Source organism: Pseudomonas sp. GW823-FHT01D03 (assembly GCF_058798255.1).
In genome coordinates, this window is sequence record NZ_JBXAKK010000001.1 from 5,142,209 (window position 1) to 5,161,574 (window position 19,366).

At 60.9% G+C, this 19,366-nt stretch carries 19 protein-coding genes; 13 read left to right on the forward strand and 6 right to left on the reverse strand.

Annotated features, from left to right (window positions below; all coding sequences use genetic code 11):
* Positions 1 to 10 precede the first annotated feature (10 nt).
* The 3 genes from AC1RBR_RS22725 to AC1RBR_RS22735 all read left to right on the forward strand — a co-directional run bounded on the left by AC1RBR_RS22725 (position 11) and on the right by AC1RBR_RS22735 (position 1,726).
* Positions 11 to 355, forward strand: coding sequence for a pentapeptide repeat-containing protein (locus AC1RBR_RS22725; protein WP_095140084.1), 345 nt, complete (start codon positions 11 to 13; stop codon positions 353 to 355).
* 281 nt (positions 356 to 636) lie between these two features.
* Positions 637 to 909, forward strand: a complete 273-nt coding sequence (locus AC1RBR_RS22730) for a TfoX/Sxy family protein (protein ID WP_003228231.1) — start codon at positions 637 to 639, stop codon at positions 907 to 909.
* Between the two features lie 16 nt (positions 910 to 925).
* Positions 926 to 1,726 (forward strand): Crp/Fnr family transcriptional regulator, encoded by an 801-nt coding sequence (locus AC1RBR_RS22735; RefSeq protein ID WP_481395791.1) that lies wholly within the window; start codon positions 926 to 928, stop codon positions 1,724 to 1,726.
* 226 nt (positions 1,727 to 1,952) lie between these two features.
* Here the strand turns inward: AC1RBR_RS22735 and AC1RBR_RS22740 are convergent, their stop codons facing one another.
* From AC1RBR_RS22740 to AC1RBR_RS22755, 4 genes are read right to left on the reverse strand one after another with little or no spacing between them, the layout of a single operon-like run.
* A complete protein-coding gene (locus tag AC1RBR_RS22740; protein WP_492566687.1) occupies positions 1,953 to 2,804 on the reverse strand; it encodes a ChaN family lipoprotein in 852 nt (283 codons plus the stop codon).
* 20 nt (positions 2,805 to 2,824) lie between these two features.
* The gene (locus AC1RBR_RS22745; RefSeq protein WP_492566689.1) at positions 2,825 to 3,592 is read right to left on the reverse strand and encodes a heme ABC transporter ATP-binding protein; all 768 of its coding nucleotides are present in this window, start codon (positions 3,590 to 3,592) and stop codon (positions 2,825 to 2,827) included.
* Entirely contained in the window at positions 3,592 to 4,575 is a 984-nt protein-coding gene (locus tag AC1RBR_RS22750) for a FecCD family ABC transporter permease (protein WP_492567268.1), read from the reverse strand. The genes AC1RBR_RS22745 and AC1RBR_RS22750 overlap by 1 nt, the downstream gene beginning before the upstream one ends.
* Positions 4,576 to 4,625: 50 nt before the next feature.
* Positions 4,626 to 5,498, reverse strand: coding sequence for a heme/hemin ABC transporter substrate-binding protein (locus AC1RBR_RS22755; RefSeq protein WP_492566690.1), 873 nt, complete (start codon positions 5,496 to 5,498; stop codon positions 4,626 to 4,628).
* A 159-nt stretch (positions 5,499 to 5,657) separates the two neighbouring features.
* Here AC1RBR_RS22755 and AC1RBR_RS22760 point away from each other — a divergent pair, with 159 nt between their 5' ends.
* A complete protein-coding gene (locus AC1RBR_RS22760; RefSeq protein WP_492566692.1) occupies positions 5,658 to 5,975 on the forward strand; it encodes a Rieske (2Fe-2S) protein in 318 nt (105 codons plus the stop codon).
* Here the strand turns inward: AC1RBR_RS22760 and sfsA are convergent.
* Both sfsA and AC1RBR_RS22770 read right to left on the reverse strand, forming a co-directional pair.
* Positions 5,972 to 6,685 (reverse strand): DNA/RNA nuclease SfsA, encoded by a 714-nt coding sequence (gene sfsA / locus AC1RBR_RS22765; protein WP_103367314.1) that lies wholly within the window; start codon positions 6,683 to 6,685, stop codon positions 5,972 to 5,974. The two genes, AC1RBR_RS22760 and sfsA, sit on opposite strands and share 4 nt — an antisense overlap.
* Positions 6,685 to 7,857, reverse strand: a complete 1,173-nt coding sequence (locus AC1RBR_RS22770) for a pyridoxal phosphate-dependent aminotransferase (RefSeq protein WP_103367313.1) — start codon at positions 7,855 to 7,857, stop codon at positions 6,685 to 6,687. Before AC1RBR_RS22770 ends, sfsA begins: the two co-directional genes overlap by 1 nt.
* A 334-nt stretch (positions 7,858 to 8,191) precedes the next feature.
* On the opposite strand from AC1RBR_RS22770, the gene dksA reads away from it, so the two are divergent.
* The 9 genes from dksA (at position 8,192) to panC (ending at position 19,197) form a co-directional block, all read left to right on the forward strand.
* Positions 8,192 to 8,635 (forward strand): RNA polymerase-binding protein DksA, encoded by a 444-nt coding sequence (gene dksA, locus AC1RBR_RS22775; RefSeq protein ID WP_027614094.1) that lies wholly within the window; start codon positions 8,192 to 8,194, stop codon positions 8,633 to 8,635.
* 346 nt (positions 8,636 to 8,981) lie between these two features.
* Positions 8,982 to 9,878, forward strand: a complete 897-nt coding sequence (gluQRS, locus tag AC1RBR_RS22780) for a tRNA glutamyl-Q(34) synthetase GluQRS (RefSeq protein WP_492566694.1) — start codon at positions 8,982 to 8,984, stop codon at positions 9,876 to 9,878.
* A 77-nt stretch (positions 9,879 to 9,955) separates the two neighbouring features.
* On the forward strand, positions 9,956 to 10,132 hold the full coding sequence (locus AC1RBR_RS22785; RefSeq protein WP_003176118.1) for a hypothetical protein: 177 nt from the start codon (positions 9,956 to 9,958) through the stop codon (positions 10,130 to 10,132).
* The gene (locus tag AC1RBR_RS22790; protein WP_166497202.1) at positions 10,116 to 13,070 is read left to right on the forward strand and encodes a sensor histidine kinase; all 2,955 of its coding nucleotides are present in this window, start codon (positions 10,116 to 10,118) and stop codon (positions 13,068 to 13,070) included. The genes AC1RBR_RS22785 and AC1RBR_RS22790 overlap by 17 nt, the downstream gene beginning before the upstream one ends.
* A gap of 22 nt (positions 13,071 to 13,092) precedes the next feature.
* Positions 13,093 to 14,529 (forward strand): sigma-54-dependent transcriptional regulator, encoded by a 1,437-nt coding sequence (locus AC1RBR_RS22795; RefSeq protein ID WP_115986750.1) that lies wholly within the window; start codon positions 13,093 to 13,095, stop codon positions 14,527 to 14,529.
* A gap of 723 nt (positions 14,530 to 15,252) precedes the next feature.
* The gene (locus AC1RBR_RS22800; RefSeq protein ID WP_007963895.1) at positions 15,253 to 16,653 is read left to right on the forward strand and encodes a polynucleotide adenylyltransferase PcnB; all 1,401 of its coding nucleotides are present in this window, start codon (positions 15,253 to 15,255) and stop codon (positions 16,651 to 16,653) included.
* Positions 16,654 to 16,656: 3 nt separating this feature from the next.
* Complete coding sequence (gene folK / locus AC1RBR_RS22805) at positions 16,657 to 17,142, forward strand: 2-amino-4-hydroxy-6-hydroxymethyldihydropteridine diphosphokinase (RefSeq protein ID WP_492566697.1); 486 nt, start codon at positions 16,657 to 16,659, stop codon at positions 17,140 to 17,142.
* Between the two features lie 397 nt (positions 17,143 to 17,539).
* On the forward strand, positions 17,540 to 18,340 hold the full coding sequence (panB, locus tag AC1RBR_RS22810; RefSeq protein ID WP_027614100.1) for a 3-methyl-2-oxobutanoate hydroxymethyltransferase: 801 nt from the start codon (positions 17,540 to 17,542) through the stop codon (positions 18,338 to 18,340).
* On the forward strand, positions 18,337 to 19,197 hold the full coding sequence (gene panC / locus AC1RBR_RS22815) for a pantoate--beta-alanine ligase (RefSeq protein ID WP_492566699.1): 861 nt from the start codon (positions 18,337 to 18,339) through the stop codon (positions 19,195 to 19,197). The genes panB and panC overlap by 4 nt, the downstream gene beginning before the upstream one ends.
* Positions 19,198 to 19,366 lie beyond the last annotated feature (169 nt).

Below are 19,366 nucleotides of genomic sequence, written 5' to 3' on the forward strand. Positions count from 1 at the left end.
GTGATCTGACATGAGCCAGCCGAAACTTCTCGATACCCCGCTTTATGCCTTGCTGCACAAAGACGACATCACAGGCTTCAACAAGGAACGCCCGCAAGACGGCCCGATCGACATGGTCGGCGGCGACTTTCGTGGCCTCGATCTGCGTGAACTGAACGCCGATGGCGTGGATTTCCGGGACGCGTACTTTCGCTCCGCCGATTTGCGCGGCATCGATTTCCGTAATTCATCGCTGGAAGGCGCAAGCCTGGCGCACGCACAGATTTCCGGAGCGTATTTTCCGCCGGAGCTGAGTGCCGACGAGATCCTGATGTCGATGAATTTTGGTACACGCCTGCGTTATCGCACCCGCTGATCCTTTTTTATCTTTCTCTGACCCGACGCCTTTCCCCTGTGGGAGCGGGCTTGCTCGCGAAGGCGTAGTGTCAGTCGATACATCTGTTGGCTGAAAGGCCCCCTTCTCGAGCGCCCACTCCCACCTTCATTTTCCGCGTTTCTTCCCTCCTTTCTGCGTTCGCAGCCCCTTTCTTAGTAGCGTTTGCGTCTAATCCGACCAAACAACCACGCTTTTCCTACTGATGGCTACACTCCTGAGAAGATCGCCCACGCAGCATTCGGCCGTCGCAAGGAGGCTTGATGAATGATGAACTGCAACACCTGAAGAATCTTGGCAAGACGTCGGCGCAGTGGCTGCATGCCGTGGGCATCCACAGCGCCTCGGACTTGCGTCGCCTGGGGGCGGTAGACGCCTATCGGGCCGTGCGCACCCGCGGGTTTCGCGCATCAAAGGTGTTGTTGTACGCGATCGAAGGGGCGCTGATGGATGTGCACTGGAACGACATCCCGGCCGAACGCAAAGACGCCTTGAACAAGCAGCTCGAAGCGATTTCCTCGCGCCACAAGAACTGAACAGGCACTGACGGCCATGTATCTGCTCGGAGAACAATCGGCACCGGTCGATGCACTGATCAATCGCTTGCAGAGTTTGCCCGCGCGCTGGCTGGAAGGGCTTGCGCCGTGCGGGCCAGCCTTTGAGCCAGAAATTTCTGACAACCTGATGGCGCAGCTCCCACACGATCAGTTGTTTCTGCTGACAGAAGGCGTGATCCACGGCGACATCGGCGGCCGTGCGCTGTTTTACTGGCAGGAAGGCGATCTGATCGGGCTGCAGCAAGGTGACGCCTGGGCCGATTGCCGACTGCGCAGCGACGGGCCATTGCGCTTGTTGCCCTATCGGCGAAGCGATCTGTTCCAGCATTTGTATGCCGAGCCGGGCCGGGCCGAGCAATGGCTTGAATATTTGCTAGGGCAGATGGCGCTGCTGGCTCATGCGGTGGCCGAACTGAAACCGCGGGAGTTTCGCAGCACCAATGGCTTCAAGCGGGTCGAGAGCGGTGAAGTACTGATCCAGCAGGGCGATGCCGCCGATCACGTCTTCGTGATCATCGATGGGCATGCCGAAGCATTTGTTGACGGGCACAAGGTTGGCGAAGTGCCCAAGGACGAGATTTTCGGCGCCATGGCGGTGTTCACCGGCGAGCCGCGTAACGCTACCGTCATTGCTCGCGAGCCGAGCACAGTGATGCTGATTCCCGGCGAGCAGTTTCTGAACATGACCCGCAACAATCCGAAGATTGCCCACAGCCTGATCGAGAGCATGGCCCGACGCATCGGCCAGCTCAATCAACAGATCACACAACTGAGTGCCGTCAAACCTCCACGTTGAGTCCCGTATTTCCGGGGTATTCCGGCCATTCGCACGACTAAATCAAGCAAATGGAAAAACAGTGGTTGACTCGCTAATGAGAATCGCTATGATTATCACAACTGGTCGCGAGATCAGTCGATATTCTGAAAAGCCCTTGGTTCGGACTCTCAGATTATCTCCTCATCAGGCTAATCACGGTTATTTGACCCGGTTTTTACCGGGTCTTTTTTTGCCTGTGGAAAAGTCATTGGCCGAACTGCTTGCGCATCTGCGCGCAGTAATCCTGCGCGGGCATGGCCGGGGTGTACCAGACGTAATCGGCCATCGCCACAGTCACCTCAGCGCCCTGCTCGGCCAGCATCAGCACCGTTGGCGCCCGGGCTGCGCCCAGATCCAGAACATGCAGCGGCACGCCAGCATCCTTGCGCGCATGCCAGGCACCCGCCAGCAGCAAGGCTGGCGTCGGCGCTGCCAGCAAACGTTCAGCCATGCGGCGATCGCGCTGTTGCTGAACCGCGAGCATCGCCGGCATCTGCGATTTGGGCAGCAAGCCGCAATGTGATTCGCTGATCTGCTCAAATAGCTTGGCTTTCACCGAGGCCGCATTGCTGCGAACACCGCTCAGGGCTGGCGGCTGACGATAGAACGCGCGGATATCGCTGTTATCCAGATTGGCCGCCAACAGCGGATAGGGCTGCGTGAGAGCAAACCGAACAATCGGTCCATAGAGATTCCAGTCCCAACCATCCTGCCAGGACAGCGCGGCGGCAAGATCGGTGGGCGGCGTTGCGGCATGACGAACCTGATCAACTTTCGGCTGTTGATCAGGCGTGAGCATCTCCAGCAACAGACTGCCCTGAGGGCGTTGCTCACCGAGCGCCCGCAACAGCCACAACTGCGCAGCGTGATGATCGGCGCTGTCATGTTGCTCGCCAATGATCAACTGTTGCGGCTTGGCCAGACGCGTCAGCAGTTCGTGCGATGTCAGCACCTGGCCGCTGTGCAGATCGCGAATCTCACCGCTGACCGGTGGCGGTGCCGCAACATGCTGACACCCCGTCAGCCACAACACCGCTAACAACCAGATCCCGCGCATACCATCACCTCAATGAGAAATCAGCGGGCGATGATCAGCGGATGCCCACGCTCCGGGTGCGGCTGCACCAATACTTCGAGACCGAACACGGCTTTGAGCGAGTCCGGTCGCAAGACTTGCTGCGGCGTATCCAGCGCCACCGGGCGCCCGCCTTCGAGCAGCAACACCCGATCACAATAGCGTGCCGCCAGATTCAGATCATGCAGGATGACCAGCACCGCTGCGCCACGATCGGCAAACTCGCGCACCGCTTGCAGCGTGGTGTGTTGATGCAAGGGATCGAGCATCGAGGTCGGTTCATCCAGCAACAGGGTTTGCCCGGTCTGCCCGGGCCATAACTGCGCCAGCACCCGCGCCAGATGCACACGCTGGCGCTCGCCCCCCGACAATGCCAGATAACTGCGCCCGCTTAGATGCCCGGCATCTGCAGCGTCCAGCGCTGCCGCAACAATCTCGTCATCGCGCACCCGACCACTTTGATAAGGCAAGCGGCCCATGCCGACCACTTCTTCCACGCGAAAGGCAAAATCCAGCGTTGAGACCTGCGGCAATACCGCCAGACGTTGCGCGCGCTGCGTACCGGTCCAGTGATTCAGCGCCTTGTAGTCGAGCAACACCTCGCCCTCACTCGCCATCAGCTCTCCGCACAAGGCACCGAGCAAGGTGCTTTTGCCGGCACCGTTCGGCCCGAGCACACCCAGCACCTCACCGGGCTCAAGTTGCAGGGTGACGTCACTGAGGACGGTCTTGCGCCCGCGGCGGATGTGCAGATTGTGCGCACGCAACATCAGGCACGTCCTCGCAGCAGCAGATAGAGGAAGAACGGCGCGCCGATAAACGCGGTGACGATACCGATCGGCAATTCCGCCGGCGCCAGCGCCAGCCGCGCCACCAGATCCGCCAGCAACAATAGACTGGCACCGGCCAATACCGAGGCGGGCAATAGCACACGGTGATCCGGCCCGGCCAATAAACGCACCAGATGCGGCACCACCAGCCCGACGAAGCCAATCATCCCGGCTGCTGCCACCGCTGCGCCAACACCCAACGCCGTGCAGAACACCAATTCACGCTTGAGCCGTTCGACATCGATCCCCAAGTGCCCGGCTTCGGACTCACCGAGCAACAAGGCATTCAGGGCCTTGGCGCGGCGCGGCAACCACAGCGCGACGCCGGTGCTGATGATCAGCAACGGCCACAGACGCGCGTAACTCGCACCATTGAGGCTGCCCAGATTCCAGAAAGTCAGCGTGCGCAAAGTCGCGTCATCCGCCAGATAGGTGAACAACCCGACTGCCGAGCTGGCCAGCGCTGTCAGGGCGATCCCGGCCAACAGCATGGTCGCGACGTTAGTCTGACCGTTGCGCCGTCCAAGCCGATAGACCAGCGCCGTCACCCCCAGCCCACCGAGAAACGCGCACGCCGATAACAGATACGGCCCGAACCAATCCGGCAACCCGCCAAAAAACGAACCGCCGACGATCGCAATCGCCGCCCCGAGTGCCGCGCCGCTGGAGACCCCGACCAACCCGGGATCGGCCAGCGGATTGCGAAACAAACCCTGCATCGCCACACCTGACAATGCCAGCACACCACCGACGGCCAAGCCGAGCAAGGTGCGCGGCAGGCGAATCTGCCCGAGGATCAGCTCAGCCTGCTCCAGACCGTCCGGCGCCAACGGCACACCGACCATGCGCAATGCAGCGCGTAACGTATCGAACAGCGGCAGGCTCACCGGCCCCAGCGCCAACGACAGCCAGATGGCCAGCAAACACAGGAGCGTCAGGCCGATAAACAGGCTTCGTGGTTTGACCAGTACGGTCATTGGCCACTCGCAGTCGGGTAGAAGCCGTCAGACAAATTCTTCAGTGCCGCCGGTAAACGCGGCCCGAGCCCGCCGACCAGCAGCGTCGGATCCAGCTCCAGCACCCGTCCGGCCTTGGCCGCGCGGCTTGAATTGAGAATGGGGTTTTCCTTGAACAATGCCGCTTTTGCCGCCTCACCGCTCAACGCGCGATCAGCAAACACCAGCACTTCAGGATCGAGCCCGGCCAGCGACTCCACGGAGAACGGCTTGTAACCGGTATGTGTCGCCAGGTTGTGCCCACCGGCCTGTTGCAATAGCCAGTCGGCGGCCGTGTCCTTGCCGGCAATCAACGGTTTGCCGCCGGCATGCCCGATCAGCACCAGCACGCCGGGCGCCTTTTGTTTGGTCTGCAACTCGGCGACTCGCGCTTTCTGCGCGGTCAGTTGCTGTTGATAACTTTCCAGCAACTGCGCCGCCTGCGCTTGCGCGCCCAGCAACTGCCCCAGATGCGTGAGGTTTTTTTCCAGGGTCGGCAAATCCGGCTGTGCCGAGAACAGTTCGACCCGCACCTTCGCGCTCTTCACCTGAGCGATAACCGGCGGCGGGCCCATTTCCTCGCTGCCGATGAGGATATCCGGGCGCAGACTGAGAATGCCCTCAGCCGACAGACTGCGTTGATAGCCGATGCTTGGCAGCTGCTTCAACGATTGCGGATGCTGACTGGTAGTGTCGACGCCGACTAGCTTGGGTTCGCCGCCCAACGCACTCACCCACTCCGATAGCGCGCCACCGGCACTGACCCAACGTTGCGGCAAATCGGCAGCTGTCGCCTGAAGGCTGGCGAGCAGTCCGACACACAGCACAACAACGCGGGTACTCAGGCGCATACGCAGCTTTCCTTGAACAGTTTTCCCGGGCAGCACACCGGCAGGCCAAGTATCCTTGGCGGCGGCTGAGAGTGGGCGAAGGCGGCCATTTGATAATTGTTTGCATTTAAACGTCAAGCTCGGACATTTCCTGAAACGAGCCGACACTTGAGGATAGCCATGAAGTTTTTGTGCGCCGGTACCGATCTCGCTGAGGCCGGCAGCCGTGGGTTCGACATCGATGGCAACAAACTGTTTGCCGTGCGCCGCAATGGCCAGGTCTATGTTTATCTCAATCTCTGCCCGCATCGCAGCGTCGGTCTGGAATGGCAGCCCGACCAGTTTCTCGACCCGAGCAACAGCCTGATCCAGTGCGCCACCCACGGCGCACTGTTTCTGATCGAGGACGGTGAATGCGTCGCCGGGCCCTGCGCCGGGCAATCGCTGACCGCCATCCCCAGCCGCGAAGATGCCCAAGGGCTGTGGATAGATGTTTAACCGTTGAGCAAAACGTCCAGCCGCCGGTCGATCACCATCTCTTCGTGGTTCAAGCGCACGCCGTAGGCCAGCACTTCGACCCCGCATGCAACGGCCTCGCGCAGGGCATCCGCGTAGGCCGAATCGATTTCCTCGGCAGGTCGCACGGCCTCGATGCCGCTGAGATTGACGCAATACAACTGCACCGCACGAATACCGTCACGGGCCAGATGCGCCAGCTCGCGCAGGTGTTTGGCACCACGCTGGGTAACCGCGTCGGGAAACGCCGCCACGTTGGTTCCATCGAAGCCTAACGTGACGCTTTTTACTTCCACGTAGGCCGGGCCACTCGGGTATTCGAGGCGGAAATCGATGCGGCTCTTTTCCTGACCGTACGCCACTTCGCGTTTAAGCGCCGTGAAGCCGTTCAACTCACTGATGACTCCGGCCTGCAGCGCCTCTTCAACCAGCGCGTTGGCGCGGCCAGTGTTCACGCAAAACAGCCGGCCCTGCGGGGTTTCACCGATTTCCCAGGTGCCGGGCAGCTTGCGCTTCGGGTCGTTTGAGCGACTGAACCACACCTGCCCGCCTTCGACCTGGCAGTTGAGCATCGAGCCGGTATTCGGGCAGTGCAGGGTCAACAGCTCGCCATTGACCGTTTCAACGTCCGCCAGAAAACGTTTGTAGCGGCGAATCAGCCGCGCCTCTTCCAGAGCCGGATAAAAGCGCATCAGCCTTGCCAGCTCTTCAAGCCGCGAGCGATACGTTCCACCGCTTCCTGTAAGCGAGGGAGGTTTTGCGTGTAAGCGAAACGCACATGGTGGCTGGCCTGATAACGCCCGAAGTCCAGCCCAGGAGTAAAGGCAACGTGCTCGGTTTCGAGAAAATGACGGCAGAACGCGAAGGCATCACCGCCGAACTGGCTGATATCGGCATACAAGTAAAACGCCCCTTCAGGCTCGACGGCGATATTGAAACCCAACTCGCGCAATGCCGGCAGAAGGAAGTCGCGGCGGCGGCCAAATTCTGCGCGGCGTTCTTCGAGGATGCTGATGGTGTCCGGCTCGAAGCAGGCCAAAGCGGCGTACTGCGCCATGCTCGGGGCGCTGATGTACAGGTTCTGGGCGAGTTTTTCCAGCTCACTGACGGCCGCATCCGGCGCCACCAGCCAGCCGAGACGCCAACCGGTCATACCGAAATATTTGGAGAAACTATTGAGGACAAAGGCGCTGTCATCGACTTCCAGCACGCTGGCGGCATCGGTGCCGTAAGTCAGGCCGTGGTAGATCTCGTCCACCACCAGGTGCCCGTGCCGCGCCTTGATCGCTGTGGATAACCCGGCCAGTTCATCGCGGGTCAGGATGGTCCCGGTGGGGTTGGCTGGCGACGCCACCAAGGCGCCAACGCTGTCGTGGTCCCAGTGCCGCGCCACCAGATCCGGAGTCAGTTGGTAACGCACGTCCGGCCCGACCGGGACCAGTTGCGCCGCGCCTTCGACCAGACGCAGGAAGTGCCGGTTGCACGGGTAACCCGGGTCGGCCAGCAGCCAGTGTTTGCCGGGATCGACAAGCAAGGCACTGGCCAGCAACAGGGCGCCGGAGCCACCCGGCGTAATCAGGATCCGTCGTGGATCGATGTTCAAACCGTAACGTGTCTGATAGAACCCGGAAATCGCCTCGCGCAACTCGGGAATACCCCGCGCGGCGGTGTAGCGGGTCTTGCCTGCCGTCAGCGCCGCTTGCCCGGCACGGATGATCGGCTCGGCGGTGGTGAAGTCCGGCTCGCCGATTTCCAGGTGGATCACGTCGTGACCTTCGGCCTGCAGTTCGTTGGCCCGCGCCAGCAGCGCCATCACATGGAACGGTTCGATCGCACGACTGCGCGCACTGTAAGGCTGAGCCATTGGTTTTCCTTCGACGGGGAAAAAGAGACGATTCTACCCATCTGCCGGAACGAGCGAGAACCCGTCGCGGTCACAGCCTCAAGAACGCTGGACTGTAACGATATGCGCGTACGCTCCAGGATTGACTAAAATCAGAGATTGATCAGGTCTCCATCACTGTCAGACATGGCCTGCCAGACTTCTGCAAGCGCCACCCGCCGGGGCGTCGACATCCGGGAGTAGCGCAGGCCGAATTGATCTGGTAAGTTCGCCCGCTTGCAGCCGCAGGGCCGGCAGGTGTCGGTGATGGAGCAATCCTGCGCAATGGATTACAAGAGTAGAGGCGGTCCATTTCATGCCCACCCAAGCAAAGCAACAGCAGCAAGTGACGATCAGCGGCTTCGAACCTTACGTTCCGAAGGAAGGCGAGGAGTACATGGGCGCCCCGATGCGCGCGCACTTCACCAAGATCCTGAACAAGTGGAAACAGGACTTGATGCAGGAAGTCGACCGTACTGTTGATCACATGAAAGACGAAGCGGCCAACTTCCCTGACCCGGCCGACCGTGCCAGCCAGGAAGAAGAATTCGCCCTCGAGCTGCGCGCCCGCGACCGCGAGCGCAAGCTGATCAAGAAGATCGACAAGACTCTCGAACTGATCCAGGACGAAGAGTACGGTTGGTGCGAATCCTGCGGCATCGAGATCGGCGTCAAGCGCCTCGAGGCCCGTCCTACCGCCGATCTGTGCATCGACTGCAAGACCCTGGCGGAAATCAAAGAAAAGCAGGTCGGCAAGTAATCTCGACCTGAACGAAAAACGGAGCGTGCGAACGCTCCGTTTTTGTTTCTGCCTTTTGCCTTTGCCCTTTTGCCTTGCTTTAGTGGGAGGGGGCTTGCTCCCGAAGGCGGTACGTCATTCAACATCAAAGGTGTCCGAACCGACGCTTTCGCGAGCAAGCCCGCTCCCACAAGGGTAATGTTTCTGCCTTCTGCCTTCTGCCCTGATTGCGCTTTTGGTGGGAAGGGGCTTGCTCCCGAAGGCGGTACGTCATTCAACATCAAATATGTCTGAGCCGACGCTTTCGCGAGCAAGCCCGCTCCGACAGGGGTAATCTGCGCGAATCCTGAAAAGTTATATTGTCCACATGACTGCCAAAACCGCCCCCGCCTACATCGGCCGCTTCGCCCCCACCCCCAGTGGCCACCTGCACTTCGGCTCGCTGGTTGCCGCCCTCGCCTCTTACCTCGACGCGCGCGCGGTCGGCGGGCGCTGGCTGGTGCGCATGGAAGATCTCGATCCGCCCCGGGAAGAACCCGGCGCGCAGGCGGCGATTCTCAAGGCGCTGGAAAGCTACGGGTTCGAATGGGACGGCGAAATGGTGCGCCAGAGTGACCGGCACGCTGCCTACGCCGAAGTCCTCGATAATCTGTTCAATCACGGCCTCGCTTACGCCTGCACCTGTTCGCGCAAACAGCTGGAGCCGTACCACGGAATTTATCCGGGACTGTGCCGCAATGCCGGCCATGAGCAGCAAGACGCGGCGATCCGCCTGCGCGTGCCGGAGCTGGAATACCACTTCATCGACCGCGTGCAGGGCGAATTTCGCCAGCACTTGGGGCGTGATGTCGGCGATTTCGTGATTCGCCGCCGCGACGGCCTCTACGCCTATCAACTGGCCGTGGTGCTGGATGACGCCTGGCAAGGCATCACCGACATCGTGCGCGGCGCCGATCTGCTCGACTCCACGCCGCGCCAGCTCTACCTGCAAGAACTGTTGGGCCTGCGTCAGCCGCGCTATCTGCACCTGCCATTGATTACGCAGCCGGACGGCAACAAGCTCGGCAAATCCTACCGTTCGCCGCCACTGGAAGCCGATCAGGCCACTCCGTTGCTGCTTCGGGCCTTGCGTGCGCTGGGGCAGAACCCCGGCGCCGAGCTGGCCCACGCTTCACCGCAGGAATTACTGAAATGGGGCGCGGCCCACTGGGATGCATCCAGGATCCCGCGCACACTGACCCTGCCCGAAGCTCAACTGCTATGACGACACTTGCAGTCGTGCGCCCATCCGTTACCATCGCCGCACGTTTTCGGGCACGCGCATAAAAAAGAGAGGCCGGGATGTACATCTATCGCTTGGTCCTGCTTCTGGTCGTGGGAATCTATCTGTTTTCGCCAGCCATCATGGATTGGTGGATCGACGCCACGGGCGCCTGGTATCGGCCGTATCTGCTCTGGTTGATCCTGATTGTCGTGACCTTCATCCTGCAGAGCCAAAAAGATGCCGATGAGCTTTAGCCTGACCCAGATGATCCTGATCAGCGCCGCGTACCTTGCAGTGCTGTTCGGCGTCGCCTGGATCAGCGAACGGGGCATGATCCCGCGGGCGATCATTCGCCACCCGCTGACCTACACCCTGTCGCTGGGGGTCTATGCCAGTGCCTGGGCGTTTTACGGCACGGTGGGCCTGGCCTATCAGTACGGCTACGGCTTTCTTTCCAGTTACCTCGGGGTGTCCGGCGCGTTTCTGCTGGCGCCGGTGCTGCTGTATCCGATTCTGAAAATCACCCGCACCTATCAACTGTCGTCGCTGGCGGATCTGTTCGCCTTCCGCTTTCGCAGCACCTGGGCCGGCGCGCTGACCACCATCTTCATGCTGATCGGCGTACTGCCGCTGCTGGCGTTGCAGATTCAGGCGGTGGCCGATTCCATCGGCATCCTCACCGGCGAGCCGATCCAGAGCCGCGTCGCGCTGGCGTTCTGTGCGCTGATCATTCTGTTCACGATTTTCTTCGGTTCGCGGCATATCGCCACCCGCGAGAAACACGAAGGGCTGGTGTTCGCGATTGCCTTCGAATCGGTGATCAAACTGATCGCCCTCGGCGGCGTCGGTCTGTATGCGTTGTACGGCGTGTTCGACGGCCCGCAACAGCTTGAACTGTGGCTACTGCAAAACCAGACCGCCCTCGCCGCGTTGCACACACCGCTGCAGGAAGGCCCGTGGCGCACGCTGTTGCTGGTGTTCTTCGCCTCGGCGATCGTGATGCCGCACATGTATCACATGACCTTCACCGAAAACCTCAATCCGCGCTCGCTGGTCAGTGCCAGCTGGGGCCTGCCGCTGTTCCTGCTGCTGATGAGCCTGGCGGTGCCGCTGATTCTCTGGGCCGGCCTGAAACTCGGCGCCACCACTGACCCGGAATACTTCACCCTCGGTATCGGCATTGCTGCCAACAGCAAACCGCTGGCCCTGCTCGCGTACGTCGGCGGGCTGTCGGCGGCCAGTGGCCTGATCATCGTCACCACCCTGGCGCTGTCGGGCATGGCGCTGAACCACCTGGTGCTGCCGCTCTATCAGCCGCCGGCCGAAGGCAACATCTATCGCTGGCTGAAGTGGACGCGCCGGGCGCTGATCGTCGCGATCATCATGGCCGGTTTCTGCTTTTACCTGATGCTCGGCGCCGGACAGGACCTGGCCAACCTCGGCATCGTCGCCTTCGTCGCCACCTTGCAGTTCCTGCCCGGCGTGCTCTCGGTGCTGTACTGGCCGACCGCCAACCGGCGCGGCTTTATCGCCGGCCTGCTGGCGGGGATTCTGGTGTGGGTGGTGACCATGCTGCTGCCGCTGGTCGGCAATCTGCAGGGTTTCTACATTCCGCTGCTGAACATGATCTACGTGCTGGACGACACCAGTTGGCACATGGCAGCCATCGCCTCGCTGGCAGCCAACGTGCTGATGTTCACGCTGATCTCACTGTTCACCAACGCCAGCCCTGAAGAGGCCAGCGCCGCCGAAGCCTGCGCGGTGGATAACGTGCGCCGTCCGCAACGCCGCGAACTGCACGCTGCTTCACCCCAGGAATTCGCCACGCAACTGGCCAAACCCTTGGGTGCAAAAGCCGCGCAAAAAGAAGTCGAACAGGCCCTGCGCGATCTCTATCTGCCGTTCGACGAACGCCGCCCTTATGCGCTGCGCCGCTTGCGCGACCGGATCGAAGCCAACCTCTCCGGCCTGATGGGCCCGAGCGTGGCGCAGGACATGGTCGAAACCTTCCTGCCGTACAAGGCCGGCGGCGAAAACTATGTGACCGAAGACATCCACTTCATCGAAAGCCGTCTCGAGGACTACCACTCGCGCCTCACCGGGCTGGCCGCCGAGCTCGACGCCTTGCGCCGCTACCACCGCCAGACTCTGCAGGAGCTGCCAATGGGCGTCTGCTCGCTGGCCAAGGATCAAGAGATCCTGATGTGGAACAAGGCCATGGAAGAACTCACCGGCATCGCCGCGCAACGGGTGGTCGGCTCGCGCCTGAGCACCATCGCCAATCCGTGGAAGCAGTTGCTGCAAGGCTTCATCAACCTGCCCGACGAGCATTTGCATAAACAGCACCTGGCCCTCGACGGCCAGACCCGCTGGCTGAATCTGCACAAAGCGGCGATCGATGAACCGTTGGCACCGGGCAACAGCGGCCTGGTGCTGCTGGTGGAAGACCTGACCGAAACACAGATGCTCGAAGACAAACTGGTGCACTCCGAACGACTGGCGAGCATCGGCCGACTGGCGGCGGGTGTGGCCCACGAAATCGGCAACCCGATCACCGGCATCGCCTGTCTGGCGCAGAACCTGCGCGAAGAGCGTGAAGAAGATGGCGAACTGACGGAAATCAGCGGGCAGATCCTCGAACAGACCAAGCGCGTGTCGCGCATCGTGCAGTCGCTGATGAGTTTCGCCCACGCCGGCAGCCACCAGCACAGCGACGAACCCGTCTGTCTGGCCGAAGTCGCGCAGGACGCGATTGGCCTGCTGGCGCTGAACCGGCGCAACTTCGAAGTGCAGTTCTATAACCTGTGCGATCCCGATCACTGGGTCGAAGGCGATCCGCAGCGGCTCGCCCAGGTACTGATCAATCTGCTCTCCAATGCCCGCGACGCCTCGCCGCCGCACAGTGCCGTACGGGTCAAGAGTGAAGCCGGCGAACACACGGTCGATCTGATCGTCGAAGACGAAGGCAGTGGTATTCCGCAGAACATCATGGACCGATTGTTCGAACCTTTCTTCACCACCAAGGATCCGGGTGAAGGTACCGGTCTGGGCCTTGCACTGGTCTATTCCATCGTTGAAGAGCATTATGGACAAATCACCATCGACAGCCCGGCTGATGTACAAAGCCAGCGCGGCACCCGTATCCGGGTGACATTGCCGCGTCATGTCGAAGCGACGTCCGCTGTGAACTGAGACCGTCGAGAGTATCGAATCAATGCCGCACATTTTGATCGTCGAAGACGAAACCATTATCCGCTCCGCCTTGCGCCGCCTGCTGGAACGCAACCAGTATCAGGTCAGCGAAGCCGGTTCAGTGCAGGAAGCACAAGAACGCTTCAGTATTCCCACATTCGATCTGATCGTCAGCGACCTGCGCCTGCCTGGCGCCCCCGGCACCGAGCTGATCAAGCTTGGCCAGGGCAAGCCGGTGCTGATCATGACCAGCTACGCCAGCCTGCGCTCGGCGGTCGACTCGATGAAGATGGGCGCGGTGGACTACATCGCCAAGCCTTTCGATCACGATGAAATGCTCCAGGCGGTTGCGCGGATCCTGCGTGACCATCAGTCGGCGCCTGCCGCCAGCGAAGTGCCTGCCGGCAAAACAGCCAATGGCAGCGGCAAGTCGTCTGTCGACAACAGCAACGGCGAGATCGGCATTATTGGCTCGTGCCCGCCGATGCAGGATCTGTACAGCAAGATCCGCAAAGTTGCGCCGACCGATTCCAATGTCCTTATCCAGGGCGAGTCCGGGACCGGTAAAGAGCTGGTGGCCCGCGCCCTGCACAACCTGTCCAAGCGTGCCAAGGCACCGATGATTTCGGTGAACTGCGCTGCCATTCCGGAAAGCCTGATCGAGTCCGAACTGTTCGGCCACGAAAAAGGCGCGTTCACTGGCGCCAGCGCCGGTCGCGCCGGTCTGGTGGAGGCGGCGGACGGCGGCACGCTGTTCCTCGACGAGATCGGCGAACTGCCGCTGGAAGCTCAGGCCCGTCTGCTGCGCGTGTTGCAGGAAGGCGAGATTCGCCGCGTGGGTTCGGTGCAGTCGCAAAAGGTCGATGTGCGCTTGATCGCCGCGACCCACCGCGACCTCAAGAGCCTGGCGAAAATCGGCCAGTTCCGTGAAGACTTGTATTACCGCCTGCATGTGATTGCCCTGAAACTGCCGGCATTGCGCGAACGTGGCGCCGACGTCAACGAAATCGCCACGGCGTTCCTCGCTCGCCAGAGTGCGCGCATCAACCGTACCGACCTGAAATTTGCCGCCGATGCCGAACAGGCCATCCGGCATTATTCCTGGCCGGGCAACGTGCGCGAGCTGGAAAACGCGGTGGAGCGTGCAGTGATCCTGAGCGAAAGCCCGGAAATCTCTGCCGACCTGCTGGGCATCGACATCGAGTTGAGCGATCTGGAAGACGACGAGTTCATCGGCCTGCCGCCACAAACGGCCGGTAACGCCAGCAACAGCAGCCATGAGCCGACCGAAGACCTGTCGCTGGAGGACTACTTCCAGCACTTCGTCCTCGAACACCAGGACCACATGACCGAGACCGAACTGGCGCGCAAACTGGGCGTCAGCCGCAAGTGCCTGTGGGAACGCCGTCAGCGCCTGGGCATTCCACGGCGCAAGACCGGGGTCACCAGCGAGAGCTGAACGTTACCTGTCGAGTGCGCGGGTAACGCTTGAAGACGTGAAAAAACTGTTACCTCAGTCCTTTCACGTAACAGAAGCCGGGGTTATCGGTAACGAAACCCCGGCTTTTTTTCGCCCCGAGAAAACCGTTATATCGACTTAACCCCTTGTTTTATTGGGCTTCGCAAAAGTTGGCACGGCACCTGCTATGTGTTTTGTACAAGAACAATAACAAGCAATGCACAAGACAATAAAAATAAGACGAATCGACTCACGCACAATAAAAACAAGACGGCGAGAGGCGCAGCTAACTGATTCTTTTGGAGAGGCGTTGTATTTGGGGCTAGCCCCACGACCAGGACGAGAACAACAAAAACTGTCCTAAGACAGAGCCTGTACTGGTTGGATCGCAAGATCACTGCAACACAGCGACCAAAGCAATCCGTTTGCTCTTGGCTCCCGATTGGGAGGGTCATGAAGGAAAAGCTTCATGGCGAGGGCACTCAACAAAAACAAGAAGCCCGAATCAATAATAAAAAGAGCACGCAACTACTTCTGGGGGAGCTTCGGCTCCCCTTGTAGTTTCTTCCCCGCAGCAAAAACCCGCCTCCAAAGCCTTTAGCCTGCGACTTACAGCGCAAATCCGCTGCGTCCTACACCATCCCCCGACTAAATGCTAGAATCTGCGCCCATCATGCGGTCATTCTTTGGTATGGCCGAACATTCCTTCAAACAGTGCATCCCATGCTGAAGAAGCTGTTCCAGTCATTCCGAACTCCCGTGCGTCGTACGCAACACATCCGCAGCACCCCTGAAGTGCTCAACAGCGGCCAACATTCGCTGCAAAAGGGGCAATTCAGCCGCTACGCGGTCAATATCGTCGAACGCCTGCAGGGCGCCGGCTACCAGGCCTATCTGGTTGGCGGCTGCGTGCGTGACATGCTCCTCGGCATCACGCCCAAGGATTTCGACGTCGCCACCAGCGCCACCCCCGAGCAAGTCCGTGCCGAATTCCGCAATGCGCGGATCATCGGTCGCCGCTTCAAACTGGTGCATATCCATTTCGGTCGCGAAATCATCGAAGTCGCGACCTTCCGCGCCAATCACCCGGTCAATGAAGACGACGAAGACAGCAACCAGTCTTCGCGTAACGAGAGCGGGCGGATTCTGCGCGACAACGTTTATGGCACCCTGGAAGAAGACGCGCAACGTCGCGACTTCACCATCAACGCGCTGTATTACGACCCGGTCAGCGAGCGCATCCTCGACTACGCCAACGGCGTGCACGACATCCGCAACCACCTGATCCGCCTGATCGGCGATCCGAAGCAGCGTTACCAGGAAGACCCGGTGCGCATGCTGCGCGCCGTGCGTTTCGCCGCCAAGCTCAATTTCGGCATCGAAAAGCACACCGTGCAGCCGATCCGCGAACTGGCACCGATGCTGCGCGAGATTCCGTCGGCCCGCCTGTTCGAGGAAGTGCTCAAGCTGTTCCTCTCCGGCCACGGCGCGATCACCTTCGAGATGCTGGTCGATCTGCAATTGTTCGCCCCGCTGTTCCCGGCCAGTGCCGACGCACTGGAGCACAACCCGGAATACACCCACACGTTGATCAGCGAAGCGTTGACCAATACCGACCTGCGCATCAAGCAAAACAAACCGGTGACCCCAGCGTTCCTGTTTGCCGCCCTGCTGTGGCCTGCCCTGCCGGCCCGCGTATTGCGTCTGCAAGAGCGTGGCATGCCGCCGATTCCGGCGATGCAGGAAGGTGCGCACGAGCTGATCGCCGAGCAGTGCCAGCGCATCGCCATTCCAAAGCGTTTCACCATGCCGATCCGCGAGATCTGGGACATGCAGGAACGCCTGCCACGCCGCAGCGGCAAACGCGCCGACCTGCTGCTGGACAATCCACGCTTCCGCGCCGGTTACGACTTCCTGCTGCTGCGTGAAAGCGCTGGTGAGCAGACCGACGGTCTGGGCGAATGGTGGACGGACTATCAGGACGCCAACGACAGCGAGCGTCGCGAGATGATTCGCGAACTCAGCGGCAAGGGTGATGACGCCAGCGGCGCGCCGCGCAAACGTCGCCGCAGCAGCGGCTCCAAGCGCAAGCGCGCCGGGGCACCGAGCGCATCGGGCGAATAAGGCATGGAACGCATCTATATCGGCCTGGGCAGCAATCTCGCTGACCCGGCCGAACAATTGCGCAACGCGCTCAGCGCGCTGGGGCAATTGCCGCAGACTTCCCTTGCTGGTGTTTCGGCGTTCTATCAGAGCGATTCACTGCTGCCAGGGCAACCGCGTTACACCAACGCGGTCGCCGCCCTCGACAGTGACCTCGCGCCGCTCGATCTGCTCGATGCGCTGCAAGCGATCGAAAACGATCAGGGTCGCGAGCGTCTGGAACGCTGGGGGCCGCGTACGCTGGATCTGGATATCCTGCTGTTCGGCGATCGCCTGATCGACGAGCCACGCCTGAAAGTCCCGCATTATCAGATTCAGGAACGGGCGTTCGTGCTCTATCCCCTGGCCGAACTGGCTCCCGAGGATTTGCTCCTGGCCGATGGCCGCGCCCTCGCCGATCTGCTCACCGCCTGCCCGTTCGTCGGCCTCGAACGCCTCTCTCAAGCTTGAAAACATCCCCCTGTGGGAGCGGGCTTGCTCGCGAAGGCGTCGTGTCAGTCACTCAATCAGTCAACTGACCCACCGCTTTCGCGAGCAAGCCCGCTCCCACATTGAGTATTCCGATTCTGATTTTTTGTCGGACAAAAAACCCGCCAATCAGGCCCGCCGCGCCGCTGAAACGCATCAGTAACGCCGGTAACACTCCCCTCGTAACAATGCGGTAACACACGCAATTGACTTCCGCTTGGCTCCTCACGACTATAGGCGTCCCGCTGCCGCCAACCCGGCACATACGGGCGCAATCCAGGCCTTATAAGCACGACAAAAGAGCGTGCGCCTGAGTAGACGAAGAATCACGCGCGTTACTCGCAGTAGTTTCCAGAGCGCCTGAACGAGGATTTTTTACATGCCAGCCATCACCCTGACCACGCTCCAGAGCCTCAAGCAGAAAGGTGAAAAGATCACCATGCTGACCTGCTATGACGCGACCTTCGCCCACGCCTGCAACGAGGCCGGTGTCGAAGTGCTGCTGGTGGGCGACTCCCTCGGCATGGTTCTGCAAGGGCACGACAGCACCTTGCCGGTGACCACCGCAGAAATGGCCTACCACACCGCCTGCGTCAAACGCGGCAACACCGACGCCCTGATCCTGGCTGACCTGCCGTTCATGGCCAACGCCACCCTCGAACAAACCATGACCAATAGCGCCATGCTGATGCAGGCCGGTGCGCACATGGTCAAGGTCGAGGGCGCGCTGTGGCTGGCGGAGTCGATCCGCCTGCTGGCCGAACGCGGTGTGCCGGTCTGCGCGCACATGGGCCTGACCCCACAGGCCGTGAACATTCTTGGTGGCTATAAAGTGCAGGGCCGCAACGAGAACCAGGCGCGGCAGATGCGTGCCGACGCGATCTCGCTGGAACAGGCCGGTGCTTCGATGCTGCTGCTTGAATGCGTGCCGAGCGAGCTGGCGGCGGAAATCAGCCAGGCGGTGAAGATTCCGGTCATCGGCATCGGCGCCGGTAGCGATACCGACGGCCAGGTACTGGTGCTGCACGACATGCTCGGCCTGTCGATCACCGGCCGCGTACCGAAATTCGTCAAGAACTTCATGCAGGGTCAGGACAGCATCCAGTCCGCCCTGAAGGCCTACGTCAACGAAGTCAAAGGCGTTACTTTCCCTGGGATCGAACACGGATTCTCTGCATGAACACTGTTAAAACCGTACGCGAACTGCGCGCTGCCGTGGCGCGCGCCCGCAGTGAAGGCAAGCGCATCGGCTTTGTGCCGACCATGGGCAACCTGCACAGCGGTCATATCGCGCTGATCACCAAAGCCACTCAGCGCGTGGATTTCGTGGTCGCGAGCATTTTCGTCAACCCGCTGCAGTTCGGCGCCGGCGAAGACCTCGACAAGTATCCGCGCACCCTGGCGGCGGATCAGGAAAAACTGCTGCAAGCCGGCTGTCATCTGCTGTTCGCCCCGACCGTCGAAGAGATGTACCCCGACGGCATGGCCGGGCAGACCCGGGTCAGCGTGCCGCAACTGTCTGAAGGCCTGTGCGGCGCCAGCCGTCCGGGGCATTTCGAAGGTGTGGCAACGGTGGTCAGCAAGCTGTTCAACATGGTCCAGCCGGATCTGGCGATCTTCGGTCAGAAGGACTTCCAGCAACTGGCGGTGATCCGCGCGCTGGTGCATGACCTGAACATGCCAATCCAGATCATCGGCGAACCGACCGTGCGCGCGGCTGACGGCCTGGCGCTGTCATCGCGCAACGGCTTCCTCAACGAAGATCAACGTGCGGTGGCCCCGGTGGTCTATCGCACCCTGAGCACGATTGCCGAGTCGATCATGCACGGTGAGCGCGACTACCCGGCGCTGATCGCCGCCCACGTGCAACAGCTGGAAGCCGCCGGCCTGCGTCCGGATTACCTGGAAATCCGCCACGCTCTGACCTTGCGTCCGGCGACGGCAGAAGACCGCGATCTGGTGATTCTGGTGGCCGCGTTCCTCGGCACCACGCGGTTGATCGACAACCTGCACCTGAACCTCGATACCCCGGCTTAAAAAACAGCGCAATCCCCCTGTAGGAGTGAGCCTGCTCGCGATGAGGGCCTGACTTTCGACACCTTTGTTGAATGACAGTCCGCTATCGCGAGCAGGCTCACTCCTACAGTGTTTTTCAGTGTTCTGAAATTTGCATTTCAAGCCATATTGCCGCCCCCAAAGCCTTCGG

Coding starts and splice junctions, on each gene's coding strand:
- AC1RBR_RS22725 (WP_095140084.1), top strand. CDS start 11: ATGAGCCAGCCGAAACTTCTCGATACCCCGCTTTATGCCTTGCTGCAC.
- AC1RBR_RS22730 (WP_003228231.1), top strand. CDS start 637: ATGAATGATGAACTGCAACACCTGAAGAATCTTGGCAAGACGTCGGCG.
- AC1RBR_RS22735 (WP_481395791.1), top strand. CDS start 926: ATGTATCTGCTCGGAGAACAATCGGCACCGGTCGATGCACTGATCAAT.
- AC1RBR_RS22740 (WP_492566687.1), bottom strand. CDS start 2,804: ATGCGCGGGATCTGGTTGTTAGCGGTGTTGTGGCTGACGGGGTGTCAG.
- AC1RBR_RS22745 (WP_492566689.1), bottom strand. CDS start 3,592: ATGTTGCGTGCGCACAATCTGCACATCCGCCGCGGGCGCAAGACCGTC.
- AC1RBR_RS22755 (WP_492566690.1), bottom strand. CDS start 5,498: ATGCGCCTGAGTACCCGCGTTGTTGTGCTGTGTGTCGGACTGCTCGCC.
- AC1RBR_RS22760 (WP_492566692.1), top strand. CDS start 5,658: ATGAAGTTTTTGTGCGCCGGTACCGATCTCGCTGAGGCCGGCAGCCGT.
- sfsA (WP_103367314.1), bottom strand. CDS start 6,685: ATGCGCTTTTATCCGGCTCTGGAAGAGGCGCGGCTGATTCGCCGCTAC.
- AC1RBR_RS22770 (WP_103367313.1), bottom strand. CDS start 7,857: ATGGCTCAGCCTTACAGTGCGCGCAGTCGTGCGATCGAACCGTTCCAT.
- dksA (WP_027614094.1), top strand. CDS start 8,192: ATGCCCACCCAAGCAAAGCAACAGCAGCAAGTGACGATCAGCGGCTTC.
- gluQRS (WP_492566694.1), top strand. CDS start 8,982: ATGACTGCCAAAACCGCCCCCGCCTACATCGGCCGCTTCGCCCCCACC.
- AC1RBR_RS22785 (WP_003176118.1), top strand. CDS start 9,956: ATGTACATCTATCGCTTGGTCCTGCTTCTGGTCGTGGGAATCTATCTG.
- AC1RBR_RS22790 (WP_166497202.1), top strand. CDS start 10,116: ATGCCGATGAGCTTTAGCCTGACCCAGATGATCCTGATCAGCGCCGCG.
- AC1RBR_RS22795 (WP_115986750.1), top strand. CDS start 13,093: ATGCCGCACATTTTGATCGTCGAAGACGAAACCATTATCCGCTCCGCC.
- AC1RBR_RS22800 (WP_007963895.1), top strand. CDS start 15,253: ATGCTGAAGAAGCTGTTCCAGTCATTCCGAACTCCCGTGCGTCGTACG.
- folK (WP_492566697.1), top strand. CDS start 16,657: ATGGAACGCATCTATATCGGCCTGGGCAGCAATCTCGCTGACCCGGCC.
- panB (WP_027614100.1), top strand. CDS start 17,540: ATGCCAGCCATCACCCTGACCACGCTCCAGAGCCTCAAGCAGAAAGGT.
- panC (WP_492566699.1), top strand. CDS start 18,337: ATGAACACTGTTAAAACCGTACGCGAACTGCGCGCTGCCGTGGCGCGC.